The sequence below is a fragment of the Shewanella mytili genome (assembly GCF_046765975.1).
Taxonomy (GTDB): Bacteria; Pseudomonadota; Gammaproteobacteria; order Enterobacterales; family Shewanellaceae; genus Shewanella; species Shewanella mytili.
This window is the reverse complement of sequence record NZ_JBKOUD010000014.1, coordinates 59,071-78,527: the sequence shown is the minus strand read 5'-3', so window position 1 is coordinate 78,527 and position 19,457 is coordinate 59,071. Positions and strand designations below refer to the sequence as shown.

The 19,457-nt window shown below is 52.4% G+C and carries 21 protein-coding genes; 9 read left to right on the top strand and 12 right to left on the bottom strand.

Going from position 1 to position 19,457, the window contains the following annotated elements:
• Positions 1 to 240: 240 nt before the first annotated feature.
• Positions 241 to 780, top strand: coding sequence for a gamma carbonic anhydrase family protein (locus ACIDEJ_RS13010; RefSeq protein ID WP_411988493.1), 540 nt, complete (start codon positions 241 to 243; stop codon positions 778 to 780).
• 15 nt (positions 781 to 795) lie between these two features.
• Here the strand turns inward: ACIDEJ_RS13010 and ACIDEJ_RS13005 are convergent, their stop codons facing one another.
• Together ACIDEJ_RS13005 and aroE are read right to left on the bottom strand one after the other, a co-directional pair.
• Entirely contained in the window at positions 796 to 1,059 is a 264-nt protein-coding gene (locus tag ACIDEJ_RS13005; protein WP_411988492.1) for a DUF1488 family protein, read from the bottom strand.
• Between the two features lie 12 nt (positions 1,060 to 1,071).
• A complete protein-coding gene (aroE, locus tag ACIDEJ_RS13000; RefSeq protein WP_411988491.1) occupies positions 1,072 to 1,890 on the bottom strand; it encodes a shikimate dehydrogenase in 819 nt (272 codons plus the stop codon).
• 135 nt (positions 1,891 to 2,025) lie between these two features.
• On the opposite strand from aroE, the gene ACIDEJ_RS12995 reads away from it, so the two are divergent.
• Positions 2,026 to 2,457, top strand: a complete 432-nt coding sequence (locus ACIDEJ_RS12995; RefSeq protein WP_411988490.1) for a group II truncated hemoglobin — start codon at positions 2,026 to 2,028, stop codon at positions 2,455 to 2,457.
• 13 nt (positions 2,458 to 2,470) lie between these two features.
• Here the strand turns inward: ACIDEJ_RS12995 and hemF are convergent, their stop codons facing one another.
• The 6 genes from hemF to ACIDEJ_RS12965 form a co-directional block, all read right to left on the bottom strand.
• The gene (gene hemF, locus ACIDEJ_RS12990) at positions 2,471 to 3,400 is read right to left on the bottom strand and encodes an oxygen-dependent coproporphyrinogen oxidase (protein ID WP_411988489.1); all 930 of its coding nucleotides are present in this window, start codon (positions 3,398 to 3,400) and stop codon (positions 2,471 to 2,473) included.
• Between the two features lie 17 nt (positions 3,401 to 3,417).
• Positions 3,418 to 3,981: an L-threonylcarbamoyladenylate synthase gene (locus tag ACIDEJ_RS12985; RefSeq protein WP_411988488.1), complete on the bottom strand. Its 564-nt coding sequence runs from the start codon at positions 3,979 to 3,981 to the stop codon at positions 3,418 to 3,420.
• Between the two features lie 103 nt (positions 3,982 to 4,084).
• On the bottom strand, positions 4,085 to 4,648 hold the full coding sequence (locus ACIDEJ_RS12980; RefSeq protein WP_411988487.1) for a DNA topoisomerase family protein: 564 nt from the start codon (positions 4,646 to 4,648) through the stop codon (positions 4,085 to 4,087).
• A 109-nt stretch (positions 4,649 to 4,757) separates the two neighbouring features.
• Complete coding sequence (locus ACIDEJ_RS12975) at positions 4,758 to 5,231, bottom strand: DUF494 family protein (RefSeq protein WP_411988486.1); 474 nt, start codon at positions 5,229 to 5,231, stop codon at positions 4,758 to 4,760.
• Between the two features lie 2 nt (positions 5,232 to 5,233).
• Positions 5,234 to 6,334: a DNA-processing protein DprA gene (gene dprA / locus ACIDEJ_RS12970; protein WP_459382715.1), complete on the bottom strand. Its 1,101-nt coding sequence runs from the start codon at positions 6,332 to 6,334 to the stop codon at positions 5,234 to 5,236.
• Positions 6,331 to 7,416 (bottom strand): LysM peptidoglycan-binding domain-containing protein, encoded by a 1,086-nt coding sequence (locus ACIDEJ_RS12965; RefSeq protein WP_411988485.1) that lies wholly within the window; start codon positions 7,414 to 7,416, stop codon positions 6,331 to 6,333. The genes dprA and ACIDEJ_RS12965 overlap by 4 nt, the downstream gene beginning before the upstream one ends.
• 158 nt (positions 7,417 to 7,574) lie before the next feature.
• Between ACIDEJ_RS12965 and def the strand changes: the two genes are divergently transcribed.
• Genes def through ACIDEJ_RS12940 form a run of 5 tightly spaced genes read left to right on the top strand, consistent with a single transcriptional unit; the run spans position 7,575 to position 13,237 of the window.
• Positions 7,575 to 8,087, top strand: coding sequence for a peptide deformylase (gene def, locus ACIDEJ_RS12960; RefSeq protein ID WP_411988484.1), 513 nt, complete (start codon positions 7,575 to 7,577; stop codon positions 8,085 to 8,087).
• A gap of 22 nt (positions 8,088 to 8,109) precedes the next feature.
• Complete coding sequence (gene fmt, locus ACIDEJ_RS12955; RefSeq protein WP_411988483.1) at positions 8,110 to 9,060, top strand: methionyl-tRNA formyltransferase; 951 nt, start codon at positions 8,110 to 8,112, stop codon at positions 9,058 to 9,060.
• Complete coding sequence (gene rsmB / locus ACIDEJ_RS12950) at positions 9,057 to 10,352, top strand: 16S rRNA (cytosine(967)-C(5))-methyltransferase RsmB (protein ID WP_411988482.1); 1,296 nt, start codon at positions 9,057 to 9,059, stop codon at positions 10,350 to 10,352. The genes fmt and rsmB overlap by 4 nt, the downstream gene beginning before the upstream one ends.
• Before the next feature lie 24 nt (positions 10,353 to 10,376).
• Complete coding sequence (gene trkA / locus ACIDEJ_RS12945) at positions 10,377 to 11,786, top strand: Trk system potassium transporter TrkA (RefSeq protein ID WP_411988481.1); 1,410 nt, start codon at positions 10,377 to 10,379, stop codon at positions 11,784 to 11,786.
• 8 nt (positions 11,787 to 11,794) lie between these two features.
• Complete coding sequence (locus ACIDEJ_RS12940) at positions 11,795 to 13,237, top strand: TrkH family potassium uptake protein (RefSeq protein ID WP_411988480.1); 1,443 nt, start codon at positions 11,795 to 11,797, stop codon at positions 13,235 to 13,237.
• 12 nt (positions 13,238 to 13,249) lie between these two features.
• Here ACIDEJ_RS12940 and hemG (ACIDEJ_RS12935) read toward each other — a convergent pair whose 3' ends face one another.
• Positions 13,250 to 13,795: a menaquinone-dependent protoporphyrinogen IX dehydrogenase gene (hemG, locus tag ACIDEJ_RS12935; protein WP_411988479.1), complete on the bottom strand. Its 546-nt coding sequence runs from the start codon at positions 13,793 to 13,795 to the stop codon at positions 13,250 to 13,252.
• A gap of 208 nt (positions 13,796 to 14,003) precedes the next feature.
• On the opposite strand from hemG (ACIDEJ_RS12935), the gene ACIDEJ_RS12930 reads away from it, so the two are divergent.
• Positions 14,004 to 14,321: an ArsR/SmtB family transcription factor gene (locus ACIDEJ_RS12930; protein ID WP_411988478.1), complete on the top strand. Its 318-nt coding sequence runs from the start codon at positions 14,004 to 14,006 to the stop codon at positions 14,319 to 14,321.
• 4 nt (positions 14,322 to 14,325) lie between these two features.
• On the opposite strand, the gene hemG (ACIDEJ_RS12925) is transcribed toward ACIDEJ_RS12930, so the two are convergent.
• The 3 genes from hemG (ACIDEJ_RS12925) to ACIDEJ_RS12915 are packed head-to-tail and all read right to left on the bottom strand — an operon-like array spanning position 14,326 to position 16,990.
• On the bottom strand, positions 14,326 to 14,853 hold the full coding sequence (hemG, locus tag ACIDEJ_RS12925) for a menaquinone-dependent protoporphyrinogen IX dehydrogenase (RefSeq protein ID WP_411988477.1): 528 nt from the start codon (positions 14,851 to 14,853) through the stop codon (positions 14,326 to 14,328).
• Positions 14,853 to 16,310, bottom strand: coding sequence for a TrkH family potassium uptake protein (locus ACIDEJ_RS12920; protein ID WP_411988476.1), 1,458 nt, complete (start codon positions 16,308 to 16,310; stop codon positions 14,853 to 14,855). The genes hemG (ACIDEJ_RS12925) and ACIDEJ_RS12920 overlap by 1 nt, the downstream gene beginning before the upstream one ends.
• A 53-nt stretch (positions 16,311 to 16,363) precedes the next feature.
• Positions 16,364 to 16,990 (bottom strand): YigZ family protein, encoded by a 627-nt coding sequence (locus ACIDEJ_RS12915; RefSeq protein ID WP_411988475.1) that lies wholly within the window; start codon positions 16,988 to 16,990, stop codon positions 16,364 to 16,366.
• Positions 16,991 to 17,301: 311 nt separating this feature from the next.
• Between ACIDEJ_RS12915 and fadB the strand changes: the two genes are divergently transcribed.
• Entirely contained in the window at positions 17,302 to 19,449 is a 2,148-nt protein-coding gene (gene fadB / locus ACIDEJ_RS12910) for a fatty acid oxidation complex subunit alpha FadB (RefSeq protein WP_411988474.1), read from the top strand.
• Positions 19,450 to 19,457 lie beyond the last annotated feature (8 nt).

Here is a 19,457-nt window from a genome sequence, read left to right as displayed (position 1 = left end):
CACTCTTTTTTAACGCCGCTGATTAAGCTGCATTTACGCTGTTTAATCAACCCTGTCACACCGTTAGCGTGTCGCTGTTGCCGTGTCAGTGGGTGCGCATTATAGGGGGCTGAAACTTTTGTGCAAGCACCAAAACAAAAGAAAATGCCGTTTTATGTTTGTTTGTCGAGTTTTTCGCCCAAGTAGCGTTTTTTTGTCCGTATAATGGCGAAAACAGCAACAACATGGAGTTAAAAACCAATGTCGGTAACCAATTTACGTGCTTATAAGGGCATTAGCCCCTCACTGGGTCAACGGGTATATGTGGATAGGGCCTGCGTTCTGGTGGGTGACATCACATTGGCAGATGATGCCAGTGTCTGGCCCTTGGTCGCGGCGCGAGGGGATGTGAATCGCATTGTGATTGGCCAGCGCAGTAATGTTCAGGACGGTGCGGTATTACATGTCACCCGTTCATCAGATGCAAACCCTGAAGGTTATCCGTTGCTCATTGGCGATGATGTGACTGTGGGCCATAAGGCCATGCTGCATGGCTGCACCATTGGCAATCGGGTGTTGGTGGGGATGGGCGCGATTATTCTGGACAATGCGGTTGTGGAGGATGATGTGATTGTGGCGGCGGGGAGTGTTGTTCCGCCGGGCAAGCGATTGCAGTCCGGCTATCTGTACATGGGCAATCCGGCGCGCCAGGCCCGGCCGTTAACGGAAGCGGAGCATGAATTCTTACCCCTATCCGCAGATAATTATGTGCGGCTTAAAAACGACTATTTACAGGAATAAGCCTGAGCATTGTCATCAGCCCAGCACAATGTGCCCGGCTTCATCAAATGCCTCTTGCATGATCAGCGTTTCAACCAACTCTTCGAGTTCGAAACGCTGAGCTTCAAACGCATGAAGGATTTCGGTTTCCGTCTCCAGCGGTGCAGCGCAATGTTGCTGAAGATAATGGCGCCCCACCCGGCATTTGATGGAGTAGCCCTGCTGCTGGGCAATAAATTCCACGGCATCCAACGGTGCTAACCAGCTGCCCTGTTCGCCAAAAATCACGGATTGATTCATTTGCCTGTTACCTCATGCCTCTTGATTGGTCAGTTGTTGTCGCAGCGCCTGCAATACTGGCGCCACTTGTGGCATCACCCCATGCCACAGATAAAAGCTCTGGGCAGCCTGTGCCACCAGCATGCCTAAACCATCCGCTGCCTGGGCGGCACCATGGTCCAGACACCATTGGTTGAAAGCGGTCACATCAGCGCCATACATCATGTCATAACACAATGCGTTGTGAATGGCCTTCGGCGGCAAGGCCGGCACGCTGCCGGATAAGCTGGCAGAGGTGGAGTTAATCACCACATCGTAGGCATCGCCAATTTGCGTATAGGCTATGGGCTTCACCCTTTGGGGATGTTGCGCCGCCAATGTGGCGGCTTTGGCAAACGTGCGGTTATGAATGTCAATGTGTGCCACGCCGGCATTCAGCAGCGGCAACAGGCAACCACGGGCCGCACCACCGGCTCCCACCAATAACAGCCGCTTGTCCTGCAGTGAGGTAAACCGCTGCAAATCGGCCACCAGCCCGACACCGTCACTATTATCCCCTCGCAGGCGACCTTCAGGCAGCTTAATCAGCGTGTTCACGGCCCCGGCCATGGCCGCCGCCTCGCTGAGCTCGTCACACAATTCAAAGGCCTGCTCTTTAAAGGGCACGGTAACATTGGCACCACAACCACCGGCAGCGAAGAAATCCTTTACGGTTGTGACAAAATCATTCAGCGGTGCCAGCATGGTGCCATAACGGATATCCATACCGGTTTGCCTGGCAAAGGCCTGATGAATGAACGGTGATTTGCTATGGCTGATGGGATTACCGAAAACAACGTAGTTATCTGTCATGATGTGGGAAAGCGCTGTGGTTTTGTTGCAGTCTACCCTACCGTTACCGCCACCAGCAATCGTACCGCTACAAGCCTTTGCAATGCAGTGTGTATACTGGTGTCACCATGCTGCTGACGGATTGAGAGGATAAGGATGAACTGGATTAAGAAACTGCTGGGACGCTCACCGCAAGATGACAGGGACCCCAGCCAATCCAATGCCTATGACATTATTGGTGGCGATAAAACCATTCGCGCCATCGCCAAGCATTTTTACCAGGAGATGCGACAGCGGGAAGACACCCGGCAATTACTGGCCATTCACCCTCACCCCTTGGCCCAGTCAGAACAAAAGCTCTATGAATTCCTCAGTGGCTGGCTGGGCGGTCCCCAGTTGTTCCAGCAAAAGTACGGCAACCCCATGCTGCGGGCCAGGCACATGAATTTTGCCATTGATGAGAACATGCGGGATCAGTGGCTACTTTGCATGAAAGCAGCCCTGAAAACAGCGGTCCCGCAAGCGGAACACCAGCAGGTGATTTACCAGGCCATTGCCCAGTTGGCGGATCACATGCGTAACCGCTAAGCCCTGCCGGAGGTTACTGGGGAGATGGCTCTGACGCCAGCCAATCTCTGGGTTTGAGGTAGTTTTGGTATAAATCTGCCTCGGCAGAGCCGGCTTCTGGCTCATAGCCGTATTGCCACCGTACCAGTGGTGGCATGGACATCAATATGGACTCCGTGCGACCGCCGGTTTGCAAACCAAACAATGTGCCACGGTCATACACCAGATTGAATTCCACGTAGCGGCCACGCCGGTATAGCTGGAACTGCCGCTCACGTTCCCCGTAGGGGGTGGCTTTGCGTTTCTCGACTATCGGCCGGTATTGCTGAATAAAACCGTTACCCACCGCCTGCATAAAGGCAAAGCAGTGGTCAAATCCGCCTTCATTGAGATCATCAAAAAACAGGCCGCCCACACCGCGGGTTTCCTGACGATGGGGCAGGTAAAAGTAGTCATCACACCATTTTTTATACTTGGGATACACCTCATCCCCGAAAGGCAAGCACAATGCCTGTGCCTGACGGTGCCACTGCTGCACATCTTCAAGAAAAGGGTAATAAGGGGTTAAATCAAAACCGCCGCCAAACCACCAGACCGGTGCCGCCCCGGGTTTACGGGCAATGAAAAAGCGCACATTGGCATGGGTGGTGGGCACATAGGGGTTGCCAGGATGGATCACCAGCGATACCCCCATGGCCTCAAAGCTGCGGCCGGCCAGCTCCGGGCGGTGGGCGGTGGCAGATGCGGGCATGGCATCACCCGTCACGTGGGAAAAATTCACGCCGGCCTGCTCAAATACCCCGCCATCCACCAACACCTTGCTGCTGCCACCGCCCCCTAAAGGCCTCACCCAGTCGTCAGTGGCAAATGCTGCCACGCCGTCAAGCTGCGCCAATGCATCACAAATATGTTGCTGTAACTGTTGTAGATACTGCTTTACCTGCTGTGAATCGGGTGCGCCCATATTGGCTCCTTGTGTTGTTATCCCTGCCGCAACACCTTGCCGCTGCGAATATCAATAATGGTGGAGGGTTGATGCTGCTGTCCCAGTTGCCCGCTAATCAGGGCATCCAGCTGGCCATCAAACGTTTGCAATATCTCTTCTGCCGTCAGCGCCGGTGCGGCGCCGGCCAAATTGGCACTGGTGGAGATCAGCGGTTTATTGACCAACTTGCATAGCTCTTGCACCAAGGGATGCGCCGAAACCCGCACCGCGCAGGTATCAAACTGTCCGCGCACTAATGGGGAAAGGGATGCCCGAACCGGCATGATAAAGGTAAAGGGGCCTGGCCATTTGTCGAATGCACCGGCTAACTGGGCTGGCGTCAATTGGGTTTCATCAATGTAAGGCTGCAGTTGTTGAAAATCACTGGCCACCATAATCAACCCTTTTTGCCAGGGCCGTTGTTTAATCGTCAAAATCCGCTGCACGGCAGTTTCATTATCGGGATCACAACCCAGGCCATAAACGGCTTCTGTGGGGTAGGCAATTACACCTCCGCGCAGCACGATATCTTTGCTGGCGGATGCCGGTATCTGCAACATCATCATACCTTTACAAACAAAATGCGAATGACGGCGATGGCCGTCAAGAAGTAAGGAATTATAGCGATATCACCGGGACACACCAACCATTGTTTGATACAGATCACAAAGGCTTTTTGAAGTGACACTGCTTTTGCGGACACTCCAGGCGCATCCCGGACGCACTACGCCGCTCCACCAGAATGCCAAAACCGCAATCAGGACAGGTTTCAGCCACCGGGCGGTAATTCACCAAATATTTGCACTTGGGGTAGTTGTTGCAGGCATAGAAGGTTTTACCGAAACGGCTGGTTCTTGGTTCCAGTTTGCCCTGATGGCACTGGGGGCAATCCACCTCAGCGGTTGATGATGGTTGGTCGTGTTTTTCAATGTGCGTGCAATCAGGGTAACGGGTACAGCCGATGAAAATGCCAAAACGCCCGGATTTTACCGCCAATTCGGCACCGCACTCCGGACATTCGGAGCCCGGAATTGGCTGCGATGCGATACTTTCACGCTGCACCAACGCCCTGGCGTAATCACAATGGGGATAATTACTGCAACCCAGAAAATTGCCATGTTTGCTATGGCGCATCTGTAATTCGGCGCCACATTTGGGGCACACCTCATATTCCCGGGCCAGCGCATGTTCCCGGGTATCAAAAAGCTGTTGGTCAATCTTTGCCATATGTTAACCGTTCACCCTGTGCACCATTTACAGATGATAGCACGCTATCTTTCTTAAAATCCGGACATCAAAAAAGAGGCATGGCGCCTCTTTCTTCTAGCAAGACATCTTACGAGTGCAGCCTACCATCCGGCTGTTCAAAAATAAGATCCTCCATCTGTGCATAGGCCGATTCGTTCCCAGGTGCATTAAACAACACCATGAGAATCACCCATTTCAGATCGTCCAGCCCTAATGTGGGCTCGTCCAGTTCCATTACCCTGTCGATGACCATTTCACGGGTATTGAAATTGAGTACGCCAATGCCTTCTAAAAACAATAAAAAGCCCCGGCACTCCACGTCCAGTTTATCGATTTCTTCTGGGGTGTAGACACGAAAGGAATAGCTGTCATTTGTCCTGACGTAAGGGGTTTCACTTTCCTGCAATGCAGCCAGACGCTCCAGCCAACTTAATGCCTTGAGAATTTCTGACTGATGGAAACCCGCACGGGTTAACTCTTTCGTCAACTCATCTTCGTCGACCATCAGTTCTACTTCACTATGTACATAGTTTTCAAACAGATACATGAGGATATCAAACATGGCTAGCTCCTCTTAAGTCTAACGTAACCACCGGGTACTGCGGCCACCCAACCTTGTAATTCAAGTTCAAGCAATTGTTCCAACACCAGATCCAACGTTATACCGCTCTGTTCAACCACAACATCTAAGGGCGTGGTTTCATACCCTACACTAGCTAACAGTGTTTTAAATGGCAACTGCGAGTTACCCGTTGTTGGTAACACGGTGCAATCCGGCAATGCCTGCAAGTGGCTTTGTAGCAAGGGCGGTAACTCTTCCACAATGTCAGACAGGTTTTCCACCAGCTTGGCGCCGTTTTTAATCAAGTCATGGCATCCTTGATGGTCGCCGCTTATCACGGAGCCAGGAATCGCAAAAACTTCCCGTCCCTGCTCCATTGCCGTTCTGGCACTGATTAGCGAGCCGCTTCGCCGCCTTGCCTCCACCACCAAGGTTCCCAAAGCAAGGCCGCTGATTATACGGTTTCGTTTGGGAAAATTCCCAGCAAATGCCGTGACATCGGGCCAGAATTCACTAACCAATGCACCATGTTGTTGAATATCTTCATAAAGTGAACGATGTTTTTTAGGATAAATCTGCTCAACTCCAGTGCCCAGCACGGCAATGGTTTTACCGCTTTGACTCAGGGAGCCTTTATGGGCCGCGCCGTCAATGCCCGCCGCCATACCGCTGACCACCGCCAGTCCGGCGGCATCCAGCTGTGATGCCAACTGAAATGCCAAGTTTATCCCGCCATGGCTTGCCGCCCGGCTGCCCACCACGGCGATGGCTGGATGCAACAGCAGCTCAGGCTGACCTTTGACAAACAACACCATGGGCGCATCTGCAATTTGCTTGAGTAAAGGGGGATATAAGGGGTCGTCCCGACAAATCAAAAAATGCCGGGAGGCTTGTTGCTCCCACGCCAGGGCAAGGTCCACTTTTTGGCGGGTAATACGAGGTTGCAGATTTGGCAGCGTAAAGGGCAAGGTTTGGGGATGATGCTCTAACCGTTGCCGTAACGCTGACACATCCATGTGTTCAAGCAGTTGTCCTATCCGTAGCGGGCCAAGCCCGGATACCGCACTGACAAATAACCAGTCAGCCAAAGAAGCTGGTGTCATTCCTCCTGCAACAGCGTGGTGGGAGCCAACAACATGTCCCCCTGACGTACCGGGCGTTTATCAACCAGAATCAGCCCCATGCTGACTTTGTCGAACACTTTAAACACCATTAATTGTCCCCGGTACAACTCTGGCAACTTCACTACATCCGCAGGTGCCATGCTTGCCAGCAGCTTGTCATAAGTGGATTGCTCATTGGGCTGTACGGGCACACCGTCATTATTGATGATCACCTCGGCGCCGGGTTTGACAATGGTAAACACTTGGCCAGGGATCACGCCGTCTTGCTGACCACGGTCAATGTAGGCGACATCGAATTTGCCCATTTCACGGATATCCCGCTCCGAGGCCAGCACTTTGGCGCCCACGGCAGTCCCGGCACTGGGCATCAGATAAGCGGAAATAAAGGCATCGTCTACGGCAAAAACGCGAAAACCGGCTTTGGTTTCACGAAAGTTATTCAGCAACAATACCTTGGAAACATCACCAGACTCGGTAACCCGGCCGGTAGCTGTCAAAATGGCTTCCTGCCCCAGTGCCTCGCCGGAAGCCTCATTGCTGAACCGCCGACCCGGCTGATAAATCCCCAGTTTGGTGCCTACCGGCAAATTGGCGCCAATATACACAATGTTGTCCATCACGTGATGCAAGGACGGGCTTTCGCCGCCCAGCACCATGGGCTGCTGGCTTAACCAGTCAGCGTCTACAATGCGGTTTTGTGTCAGGTAGGGGTCAATCAGCGCCAAATCCACCAACGGTACGGCATTTCCCTTGGGGTCAACACGTCCGGCAGGACTGCTGCGTAGCATGGGTTTGTTCACTAACCTGGGTTCGCCATCAATAAACACCAGGGTTAAGCGGTCACCGGGATAAATGAGGTGGGGATTGGCAATCTGCGGGTTCACGCCCCACAATTTGGGCCAGTGCCAAGGATCTTTCAAGAAAATGCCCGAAATGTCCCATAAGGTGTCGCCTTTTTTCACCACATAGGTGTCGGGGTGACCGGTTTTCAGCGTTAAAACATCAGCGTATACCCAAGAACAAAACAGAGACAGTAACGCAAAAACAGTAAACCTTTTCATGGGCCCATCCGTGTTGTTAGCTCACATGCCAACGGCTTATATACCATTAATAATGAGCTTTTTCTGTTATTGACCGCCGCTAAGGATTAAAATTAACCCAATAGCACGCACAGTATAACCAACTGGCGTGGTTTTAACACAATTGTTACGAGTTACCTATGGCTTTGTTAAATGTACTAAGATTTCCCGACGAACGACTGCGAACGGTCGCCGAACCCGTGACTGAATTCAACGCAGCGCTGCAACAACAAATCGACGATATGTTCGAGACCATGTATACCGAAAAAGGCATTGGTCTGGCAGCCACCCAAGTAGATTTTCACAAGCAACTGATTGTGATGGATCTGCAAGACGAGGTGGAGCGCCCCAAAGTTTTCATTAACCCCCGGCTTATCAATGCCAGCGGCGATTTCTGTAACGAAGAGGGCTGCCTGTCCGTTCCTGGCATCTATGCCAAGGTGGACCGGGCTGAATTTGTTACCGTAAAGGCACTGGATCGTGACGGCAATGAATTTACCATCGAGGCTGACGGCTTGTTTGCCATCTGCATCCAGCATGAAATGGATCATCTCAAAGGTAAATTGTTCGTGGATTATCTGTCAGCTCTGAAGCGGCAACGCATCCGACAGAAACTCGAAAAAACCGCCCGTCAGGAAGCCAAACTGGCCTGACATCAACCTAACAGGAAAGATTTTGACGTCCTTGAAAGTGATATTTGCCGGGACACCGGATTTTGCTGCCCGCCATCTGCAGGCATTGTTGAACTCAGAGCATGAGGTGATTGGGGTTTACACCCAGCCGGACCGCCCGGCTGGCCGTGGCCACAAGCTGATGCCGAGCCCGGTGAAATCACTGGCCCTTGAGCATCACTTGCCGGTATACCAACCCACAAGCCTGCGCAATGAAGAGGCCCAGCAGCAGTTGGCCACCCTTCAGGCCGACATCATGGTGGTGGTGGCCTACGGGCTCATCCTGCCACAGGCCGTACTGGATACCCCTCGTCTTGGGTGCATTAACGTGCATGGTTCCATTTTGCCCCGCTGGCGTGGCGCCGCGCCCATCCAACGGGCCATCTGGGCTGGAGACAAAACCACCGGCGTTACCGTCATGCGGATGGATGCCGGACTGGATACCGGTGCCATGCTGCTGAAAACCCAGTTGCCGATAGAAGATGACGACACCTCGGCCAGTCTCTATGAAAAACTGGCGCACCAAGGGCCAGAAGCGTTATTGGAGGCGCTGCAAGGATTAGCGGCCGGCAATCTGAGCGCAGAAACGCAGGATGATGCCCTGGCCTGTTATGCCGAAAAGCTCAGCAAAGAAGAAGCCGCCATTGACTGGCAAAAATCCGCCACCCAGTTATGGCAGGAGATCCGCGCTTTCAACCCTTGGCCGGTGAGCTATTTCCAGTGTCAGCAGCAAAACATCAAAGTCTGGCAGGCAAGTGTTGAAGCGGCGCCGCAGTCATCAGCAGCAGGAACCGTGGTGCGGGCAGATAAACACGGGATTGCCGTGGCTACCGGCGATGGATTATTGGTGCTGAAAACCCTGCAATTACCAGGGAAAAAAGCAACGTCTGCAGCGGATATCCTCAATGCCCGCGCAGACTGGTTCACGCCGGGAAGTGCATTGGTGGCATCATGAGACTCAATCTTCGCGCACTGGCCGCCAAAGCGGTTTATACCGTACTGGAACAGGGAAAATCCCTGTCATCCGTATTACCGGATGAACAACAGGCATTGCACAACCCCAAGGACAAAGCATTACTGGCAGAGCTGTGCTACGGCGTCATGCGCACACTGCCCCAACTGGATCAGCGGGTGGTCAGCTGTTTGAGCAAGCCCTTTAAAAACAAGCAGCGCATTGTGCACCAGTTATTGCTGGTGGGTTGTTACCAGCTTTACTTCACCCGGATCCCTGCCCATGCGGCCATTTCCGAAACGGCGGAGGCCTGCCGCCAGCTGGGCCATGAAAACCTGGTGAAGGTGGTCAATGGCGTACTGCGCAATATTCAGCGCCAGCAGCAACCCTTGGCGGAAAACACCCCCACGCTGCAATACAATTTCCCCGGCTGGATGATAAAAAAACTGCAAGCAGCTTATGGCGATGACTGGCAGTCCATCGTTTGCAACAGCCAGCAGCGCCCGCCCATGTGGCTGCGTAACAACTATCGGCGCCAATCCCGGGAAGAGTATCTGCAACAGTTGCACCAACAGGGAATTGAGGCCAGCCCCGGCAGCAGTGACGATGCCATCTTGCTGGAACATCCTTGCGATGTCACCCAGTTGCCCGAGTTTGCACAAGGCGCCGTGTCGGTACAGGATGGCGCCGCCCAGTGGGCTGCCCAGTTACTGGATGCCCAACCGGGCGAACGGATACTGGATGCCTGCGCCGCCCCCGGTGGTAAAAGCTGCCATATTCTGGAGCGCACCCGTGATGTTGAGTTGCTGGCAGTGGACAATGACAGCAAACGCCTGGCACGGGTAGCACAAAACCTGCAACGTCTGGCACTCAAGGCGCAGCTCATCCATGGGGATGCCGCCGCCATTGACAGCTGGTGGCAAGGCCCCCGTTTTGACCGCATATTGCTGGATGCCCCCTGCTCCGCCACCGGTGTAATACGCCGTCACCCGGACATCAAGTGGTTACGCAAACCCGCCGACATTGCAGAGCTCAGCAAACTGCAAGCGCAGATCCTGGATCATTGCTGGCAATGGCTCAAACCCGGCGGCGTATTGCTCTATGCCACCTGCTCCATCATGCCGGAAGAAAATCACCAGCAAATCACCGCATTTTTGGCACGTACAGCTGATGCGCAGCTGCAACCCATCACAGCATTACAAGAAAATTGCCCGTCAGACTGGCAAATACTGCCGGGACAAGACAATATGGACGGGTTTTACTACGCAAAGCTCCGTAAGAGCCCAACAGCTTAAGGTGTCATTTCCGGAAAATAGGCCATGAAGATTATTATCCTCGGCGCGGGCCAGGTGGGCGGTACCCTGGCAGAAAACCTGGTAGGTGAAAACAACGATATCACCATCGTCGACAGTGACCGTAACCGGCTTCGGACCTTACAGGACAAATACGACCTGCGGGTAGTGGCAGGCCATGCCGCCAATCCTGGTGTATTACAGGAAGCCGGGGCTGAAGATGCCGACATGCTGGTGGCCGTCACCAACAGCGATGAGTGCAACATGACCGCCTGCCAGATTGCCTACACCCTGTTTGGCACCCCCACAAAAATTGCCCGCATCCGTTCCGAGCAATATCTGGCCATCCGCGACAAGCTGTTCATCGACAGCGAAATCAAAAACACCGAAAGCAAATTACGCGGTGGCTTCGTCATCGATGAACTGATAGCTCCAGAGCAGTTAGTAATTACTTACATACACAGACTCGTAGAGTATCCGGGGGCTTTGCAGGTATTGGACTTTGCCGACGGCAGGGTAAGCCTGGTGGCGGTAAGAGCCTATTACGGCGGGCCACTGGTAGGAAATGCACTGGCAGCGCTGCGGGAACACATGCCGAATATTGATACCCGGGTAGCGGCCATTTTCCGTCAGGGACGGGCCATCATGCCCCGGGGTACCACCATCATTGAAGCGGATGATGAAGTGTTCTTCGTGGCTGATAGTCGCCATATTCGTGCCGTCATGAGCGAAATGCAAAAACTGGACAGCTCCTATCGCAACATCATGATTGCCGGCGGCGGCAATATTGGCCTGGGTCTTGCGCAAAAACTGGAAAAAAATCACTCGGTCAAACTGATTGAGCAAAAACAGGATCGGGCGGAGCTGTTATCGGAGCGGCTGCAAAACACCACGGTATTTTGCGGCGATGCCTCGGATCAAGAGTTGTTGATAGAGGAACATATCGACCAAACCGACGTGTTCATCGCGGTCACCAATGACGATGAAGCCAACATCATGTCGGCATTGCTGGCCAAGCGCATGGGCGCCAAAAAAGTGATGGTGCTCATCCAGCGCGAAGCCTATGTGGACATTGTGCAAGAAGCCAATATCGACATTGCCATCTCCCCTCAACAAGCCACCATATCGTCATTGCTGACCCACATTCGCCAAGGCGACATTTGCAATGTGTATTCTTTGCGGCGCGGCGCGGCAGAGGCCATTGAAGCCATTGCCCACGGCGATGCCAACACCAGTAAGGTGGTGGGTAAACAGGTGGGCGACATCAAACTGCCCCCCGGCACCACCATTGGTGCCATTGTCCGCGATGACGAAGTGTTAATGGCACACGATCGCACGGTCATCGCCCAAGGGGATCACGTGATTATGTTCTTGGTTAACAAGAAGTTTGTCAGCGATGTTGAAAAGTTATTCCAGCCAAGCGCCTTTTTCTTCTAGGCTGTCCGATGCTTAACTTTAAGCCGCTGCTGTTCATCTTGGGATTATTCCTGTCCATGCTGACAGGCTTTATGTTTATCCCGTTGCTGTTTGCACTGATCTACGGCGAAGAAACCGTCATGGCATTCTTGCTGTCGGCCATTTTTACCGGAATTGTGGCCAGTATCAGCGTGCATCGGGGGCAAGGCAGCAAACTGCACCTCAATATTCGGGACATGTTTTTGCTCACCAGCATTACCTGGTTCATCGTCAGCCTGTTTGCCGCCATGCCGTTCACCCTTTATCACGGCATTGGTTATACCGACGCGTTTTTTGAAACCATGTCAGGGGTGACCACTACCGGCTCCACCGTACTTTCGGGGCTGGATAACATGGATCACAGCATTCTCATTTGGCGCTCGTTGTTGCAGTGGCTCGGGGGCATCGGCTTTATTGTGATGGCAGTGGCCATCCTGCCCTTTCTGAACGTTGGGGGGATGCGCCTGTTCAGAACCGAATCCTCTGACTGGTCCGACAAAACCATTCCCCGCACCCAAAGCCTCGCCAAATACTTGTTTACGGTGTACATCGGGCTCACCATTGTGTGTACCCTGTGTTATCACTGGGCCGGCATGAACTGGTTTCAAGCCATCAATCATGCCATGACCACCCTGTCTACTGGCGGATATTCCACATCCGACAGTTCAATGGCGGCATTTTCCGAGAAAAGCCACTGGGTGGGCATCATCTTCATGGCAGCGGGTGGCTTGCCTCTGCTCACCTTTGCCCAAACCATTCAGGTACGAAGCTTGCGGGTATGGAATGATTCGCAAATCAAAGGCTACCTGCTGTTTTTGTTGCTGGTGTCTTTCGGGTTGGCGCTGTGGCTCAGCAACAGCAAAGACCTTGCCTTTATAGATGCCTTACGGCTGGCCGCGTTCAATGTGGTGTCAGTGGTCACCACCACGGGTTATGGCCTGACGGACTACAGTCAGTGGGGCGCGCTGGCGATTATCAGCTTTCTGTTTTTGATGCTGGTGGGCGGATGTTCCGGCTCCACGGCCGGTGGTATCAAGATTTTCCGTTTCCAGATTGGGGTTGCCATCATGCGTGAACAGCTGAAACAGCAGTTTCACCCCAATGGCATCTTCCGGGAACGTTACAACAGCCGGCCAATCAACGAAGAGATTGTGCGGTCGTTAGTCACGTTCATGATGCTGTTCATGTTGGTCATTGTACTGCTGACGCTGATTTTGGTGTCTTGTGGCCTTGACCCCATGACCAGCCTTTCCGGTGCCATTACCGCCGTCACCAATGTGGGGCCGGGATTGGGTCCAGTCATTGGTCCGGCGGGTAACTTCGCGTCCTTACCCGTCGTTGCCAAATGGGCATTATCCGTGGGGATGCTGCTGGGACGCCTGGAAATCATGACGGTTGCCGTCTTGTTTCACCCAAGCTTCTGGCGCTATTAAAGCATCCATCACTTAATTGGCACTGACCAAACGCACCAGGTGATCGGCGTAAGCATCCACATCCTGGTAGTCGGTATAATCAATGACCGCATCGGTATTGGTCGGGCCGTGGGTGATTTTCATGATGAGACGGATCATCTGCTTGTCCAGCCAGCCCCAGGACGGGTAATCCACTTTTCCGGCAATGATTTTCACGTCTTTGGGTTTCCAGGCTGACAACTCTATGAATTTCTGCAGATAACGGTTATTTTCCGGTACCCGTTTTTCCGGCTTGCGGGCCACCACGTTCACGGAAAAGAAACTGATAGCGTTGGCATCCATCTGCGACTGATATTTACGGCAAAATTCAAACACGCTTTTGTCGTAGGTGCCGTATAACACACAAGCCCCCAATACCACCGCATCCCATTCCTGCCAGTTTATCCCCTCTTTTTCTGCTTCCAGCAGATCCATCATTTCGCATTTTAATCCCTGCTGCTGGATGCGACGCACAATGCAACGGGAAATCCTTGCGGTATGGCCGCCTCGGGAATAATAGAGAACCAGAACGGACGTCATAGCGATACCTGCTTAAATGATTAAAAAAAGATAATAAAATATGATAATGGCCAATATAAAAGTAAAATACAGTGATAGCGAACAAATAGGACAAGCAGTTACGGCATTTTGATGGTAAAAGTGAGATCTAGCTAAAAGACTGACTTGCCATTGAACACCTAACATTAATTAGGGTTATCTAATCAAGAAATAGAGGTAAAGATAAACCATGCCACCCGTAGATATAAATATTGATGCCATGCTGTCAAATGCAGAGATTGCAGCAAAATGGCTCAAAGCCGTCGCCAACCCGTACCGGTTGATGATCCTGTGCCTGCTGCTGGACAAGGAACTGAGCGTGACCGAGATTAATGAAGCGGTCCCCTTAAGCCAGTCTGCCTTATCACAGCATTTGGCCGTACTGCGATCTGAAGACTTGGTGGGTACCCGGAAAAGCTCACAGATTGTCTATTACAGCCTTAAAAACCAGCAAGTTACAGAAGTCATTTCTATTCTACACCGCAAGTTTTGTTCCGCTGGGTGCTGAGGGATCAGCTCTTGGCAAATTCCCGTGCAAATTCGCGCACCCGCTCCCAGTCTGTAAACTCATAGGCTTGGGAGGTGTCGGTGGGACCTTTGGTCATCCACATGATAAACCGGATCATGGTGCGGTCTAGCCAACCATATTCTGCATAAACAATTCTGCCGGCAAACACGCCCAATAATTTGGGACGCCACAGCGACAAGCGCAAGAATTTTGCCATGTAAGGATTGGTATCCGGCTGGTTTTTCTCTGGCTTTCTGGCCACCACATTCACGCAAAAGAAAGCGTTTTCCCGCGCATCCAGCAACGTTTTATAGCGGTTCACAAAGCGATACAGCGCCGGGCGGAATTTACCGTAACGAATGCTGGCGCCAATGAGCACTTTTTGGCTCTGCTTTAACAATGCTTCGCTGGTTTTGGCCAAATCACTGATGATCACCTGCTCTCCTGCGGCTTTCAGTTCGGTAGCGATGGTTTCGCAAATGCGGCGGGTGTGTCCATCAACCGTAGAATAGATAATTAACGTTTGCTGCATCAGTCCTTCCAGAAAGTGGGAGTAAATAACACCAGTAGCGTGAAAATTTCCAAGCGCCCGAACAACATGGTCACTACCAGTACGTATTTGGCACTGTCGCTGAGAGTGGCATAGTTTGATGCCACCTCGCCCAGCCCTGGCCCCAGATTGTTCAAACAGGCCGCCGTGGCACTAAACGATGTAATGGCATCCAGCCCCAGCGCCATCAAAATCAGCATACTGATTAAAAACACCAGTGTATAGGCCGAAAAAAAGCCCCATACCGCATCCACAACCCTGTCGGGTAATGAACGATTTCCCAGACGGATGGCAAACATCGCCTTGGGATGAATAAGTCTTTTAAGCTCCCGCGCCCCTTGTAAAAACAGTAAAACAAACCGGATAACCTTGATGCCACCGGCCGTAGAGCCGCCGCTGCCCCCGATAAAACTGGAAAAAATCAATAAAATGGGCAAAAACAACGGCCACACATGAAAACTCTCGGTGCTAAAACCGGCGGTGGTTGAAATCGACACCGCCTGAAACAGTGCATAATCCAGGGTTTCCTCGGGCGAATCATAAATGCCGCTATGCAGCAAAGTGACAAAACAAATGGCACCCAGCAGTAACTGCAGCAAAATCAGCGCTTTAAATTCCGCATCATGAAAATAAACCCGAAAATTAATCCCTCGCCGAGAAAATGCGGCAAAATGCAGGCTGAAATTCACCGCGGCAATCAACAAAAACACCATGCAGATCATGTTGATAAGCGGGCTGTCATAATAGCCGATACTGGCATCGTGGGTGGAAAAACCGCCAATGGCGATGGTGGAAAAGGAGTGACACACTGCATCAAACACATCCATGCCGGCATACCAGAAGGCAGCGGCGCAAGCCACCGTAAGCAACAGATAGATATACCACAATGTTTTGGCTGTTTCGGCAATTCTCGGCGTCATTTTGCTGTCTTTCACCGGCCCCGGGATCTCGGCGCGATAAAGCTGCATTCCCCCAATGCCTAACACGGGTAAGATGGCTACCGCCAGCACGATTATCCCCATGCCGCCCAGCCACTGCAGCAAGTGGCGATAAAACAAAATGGCTTTTGGCAGTTCATCCAGCCCCACAATCACGGTTGCACCGGTAGTGGTTAATGCCGAAAAAGACTCGAATACGCTGTCTGCCAGTGACAATTCCGGCTGTTTCACCAACAGGAAAGGAAGCGTCCCGATCGTTCCCAAAACCGTCCAGAACAACACGACGATAAGGAACCCCTCCCGGGTTTTTAAATCATCCTTGTGCTGCCGATTGGGATACCACAGGGAAAACCCCAGTAACAAACTGATGACAAATGCCTGCATGAAAGCGGAGCCGCCCCCGTCTTCATAAAAAAGGGCAACAAGCGCTGGCGGCACCATGGTGATGGAAAACAACCCCATCAATAAGCCGGTGATTCGAGTAATTGTGCGGTAATGCATTCAGTCCATTGACCAGGTTGTAGAGGGAGATCCCGCTTATTGTTACACAGTTTTTACGGCGCTTCACCGGAAAAGCGGAGTTTCAGCTGTCCCTGACTGATACGTTGCAACGCGGCGGCCACTGGGGCCTTTGCCGATACCGGACAAGCCAACGTCAACATCACCTGGGCCGCAAATAAACGCTCCGTCACCAGCACATCGTATTGCGACAAGAAATGTTCGGCGTCCGCCAACAGGGCATAATCACAATGCAGACTGGCAACTTCCCGTTTTACCTGCGTCACCAGCGTAACCTGCTGCAGTGCCAGTTTAACTCCGGCACTATAAGCTCTCACCAAGCCCCCAACGCCCAGTTTCACCCCGCCAAAATAACGGATGACCACTACGCCCACCTCGCCCACACCGGAGCCTCGCAGTACGTTGAGCATCGGACGCCCGGCACTGCCAGAAGGTTCGCCATCATCACTCATGCCCATGGCACTATCATCCTCCGGTGCTGACCAGATGAATGCCTGACAATAGTGATTGGCACCGGGATAACGCGCTTTTATCTGAGCCAGCTGTTGCTTGAACGCCTCGGGAGAAACACAGCGAAACAACACGGTAATAAAACGGCTGTGTTTGATTTCCTCCTCCACAACCACCATCTCATCAGCGGGTACCGGATAATGATCAGGCACAAAACCCCTCTTTTACATCACGACAGGATATGTGCATTGTGCCTGTTTCCCCGTGCCAGCAGCAACCACTCCCGATGCCACGGCGCATCTACGACTTAAGCATAGGTGTAACCAACCACCCTGTTGCAGTAAAAATAACCCATTAAATATCATCGTTTTTTTAATGCATACCCACGGTTTACCCCTATGGATGGGACTTGGAATAAAACGATCGTTTTAATTGGGTGTTGTAATTTCAGCGGTTTCACCTCACACTGGATAAAAAAGTGGCTTCAGCTGGACTCGCGACCCTGAGCATAAGGAATGCAAGCATGATCTATCAAAGTAATACCATTCAGGTGCAACTGCTCGACAGTAACATTGCCAACCTTTGTTTTAACGCTGCCGGTTCCGTCAATAAATTTGACAGAGAAACCCTTACCGCACTTGATGAGGCATTGGATGCCGTACTGAAGGCAAATCCCCGAGCCTTAATGCTGACATCTGCCAAAGACAATTTTATCGTGGGTGCGGACATCACCGAATTTCTGGGATTATTTGCCCAAGAGCAAGAAGTGCTGCTCTCCTGGTTAAAACAGGCAAACGTGATTTTCAATAAGCTGGAAGACCTGCCTTTCCCCACCGTATCGGCAATCAAGGGGTTTGCATTGGGCGGTGGCTGCGAAACCATTTTGGCTACCGATTTTCGCATTGCGGATACCAGTGCCCGCATCGGTTTGCCGGAAACCAAGCTGGGCATTATTCCGGGCTTTGGCGGCACGGTGCGGTTACCACGGCTGATTGGTGCCGATAACGCTTTAGAATGGATCACTACCGGGAAAGACAAGCGCCCGGAAGACGCACTGAAAGTGGCCGCAATTGACGGAGTAGTGGCACCAGATATGCTGCAACAGACATGTGTGCAACTGCTGGAAGATGCCGTGGCTGGCAAACTGGACTGGCAAAGCCGCCGCCAACGCAAACAGGCGCCGCTCATGCTACCGAAACTGGAAGCAAAAATGGCCTTTGCCACCGCCAAAGGCATGGTGTATCAGGTGGCCGGAAAGCATTATCCGGCGCCGATGACCGCCATAGCTGTTGTTGAAAAAGCCGCAGCCATGGGCCGCGATGACGCCTTGCAAGCCGAGCACGACGGATTTATCCAACTGGCAAAAACCGATGTGGCAACCGCCTTGATTGGCATTTTCCTTAACGACCAGTTGGTGAAAGGAAAAGCGAAAAAAGCGGCCAAACAGGCTCGCGATATTTCCCAGGCTGCAGTGCTTGGCGCCGGCATCATGGGGGGCGGTATTGCTTATCAAAGTGCCAGTAAGGGTACCCCCATTGTCATGAAGGATATCGCCCAAAAAGCGCTTGATTTAGGCTTGTCAGAAGCGGCCAAGCTCTTAACCGCACAGGTGGAACGAGGACGCGCCACCCCAGCCAAAATGGCCAAGGTGCTGAATAACATCACCCCGTCGCTGGATTATGCCGCCATCAAGCACGCGGATATTGCCGTGGAAGCCGTAGTGGAACATCCCAAGGTCAAGGCCAGCGTACTGGCAGAAGTAGAGCAGCAGCTCTCGCAAGATGCCATTATCGCGTCCAACACGTCCACCATTTCCATCAACCTCCTGGCCAAAAGCCTGCAAGACCCCTCCCGCTTCTGCGGCATGCATTTTTTCAATCCGGTACATAAAATGCCGCTGGTTGAGGTGATCCGCGGGGAGCATAGCGCTGAGCAAACCATCGCCTCGGTTGTCGCTTATGCCAGTAAAATGGGAAAAACCCCGATTGTGGTGAACGACTGCCCGGGATTTTTTGTAAACCGCGTGCTGTTCCCCTACTTTGCCGGTTTCAATGGCTTGTTGGCTGATGGCGCCGATTTCATGGCGGTGGATAAAGTCATGGAAAAAGAGTTTGGCTGGCCCATGGGCCCGGCCTACCTGCTGGATGTGGTGGGAATGGATACCGGACATCATGCCCAGACGGTTATGGCGGAAGGTTTTCCGGATAGGATGGGTAAGCAAGATAAAGATGCCATCGCACTGATGTTCTCCCATGAGCGTCTTGGGCAAAAAAATGGCAAGGGCTTTTATCAATATTCCGTTGATAAACGAGGCAAGCCCAAAAAAGAACAAGACCCGGCCAGCTATCAATTGCTGCAAGCACAATTTGGTGACATCAAGCCGTTCAGTAGCGACGAGATTATCGCCCGTACCATGATCCCCATGATTATTGAAACCGTGCGTTGTCTGGAAGAAGGCATTATCGCAACCCCTGCCGAAGCTGACATGGGGCTGATATACGGCCTTGGCTTCCCGCCATTCCGCGGTGGTGTATTCCGTTATCTGGATACTCTGGGTGTAGCGAATTTTGTGGCCTTGGCTGACAAATATGCGCACCTTGGTGGGCTGTATCAAGTCACAGACGCTATGCGAAAACTGGCCGCTGAAAACGGCGCCTACTATCAGGCCTAATTCACGCA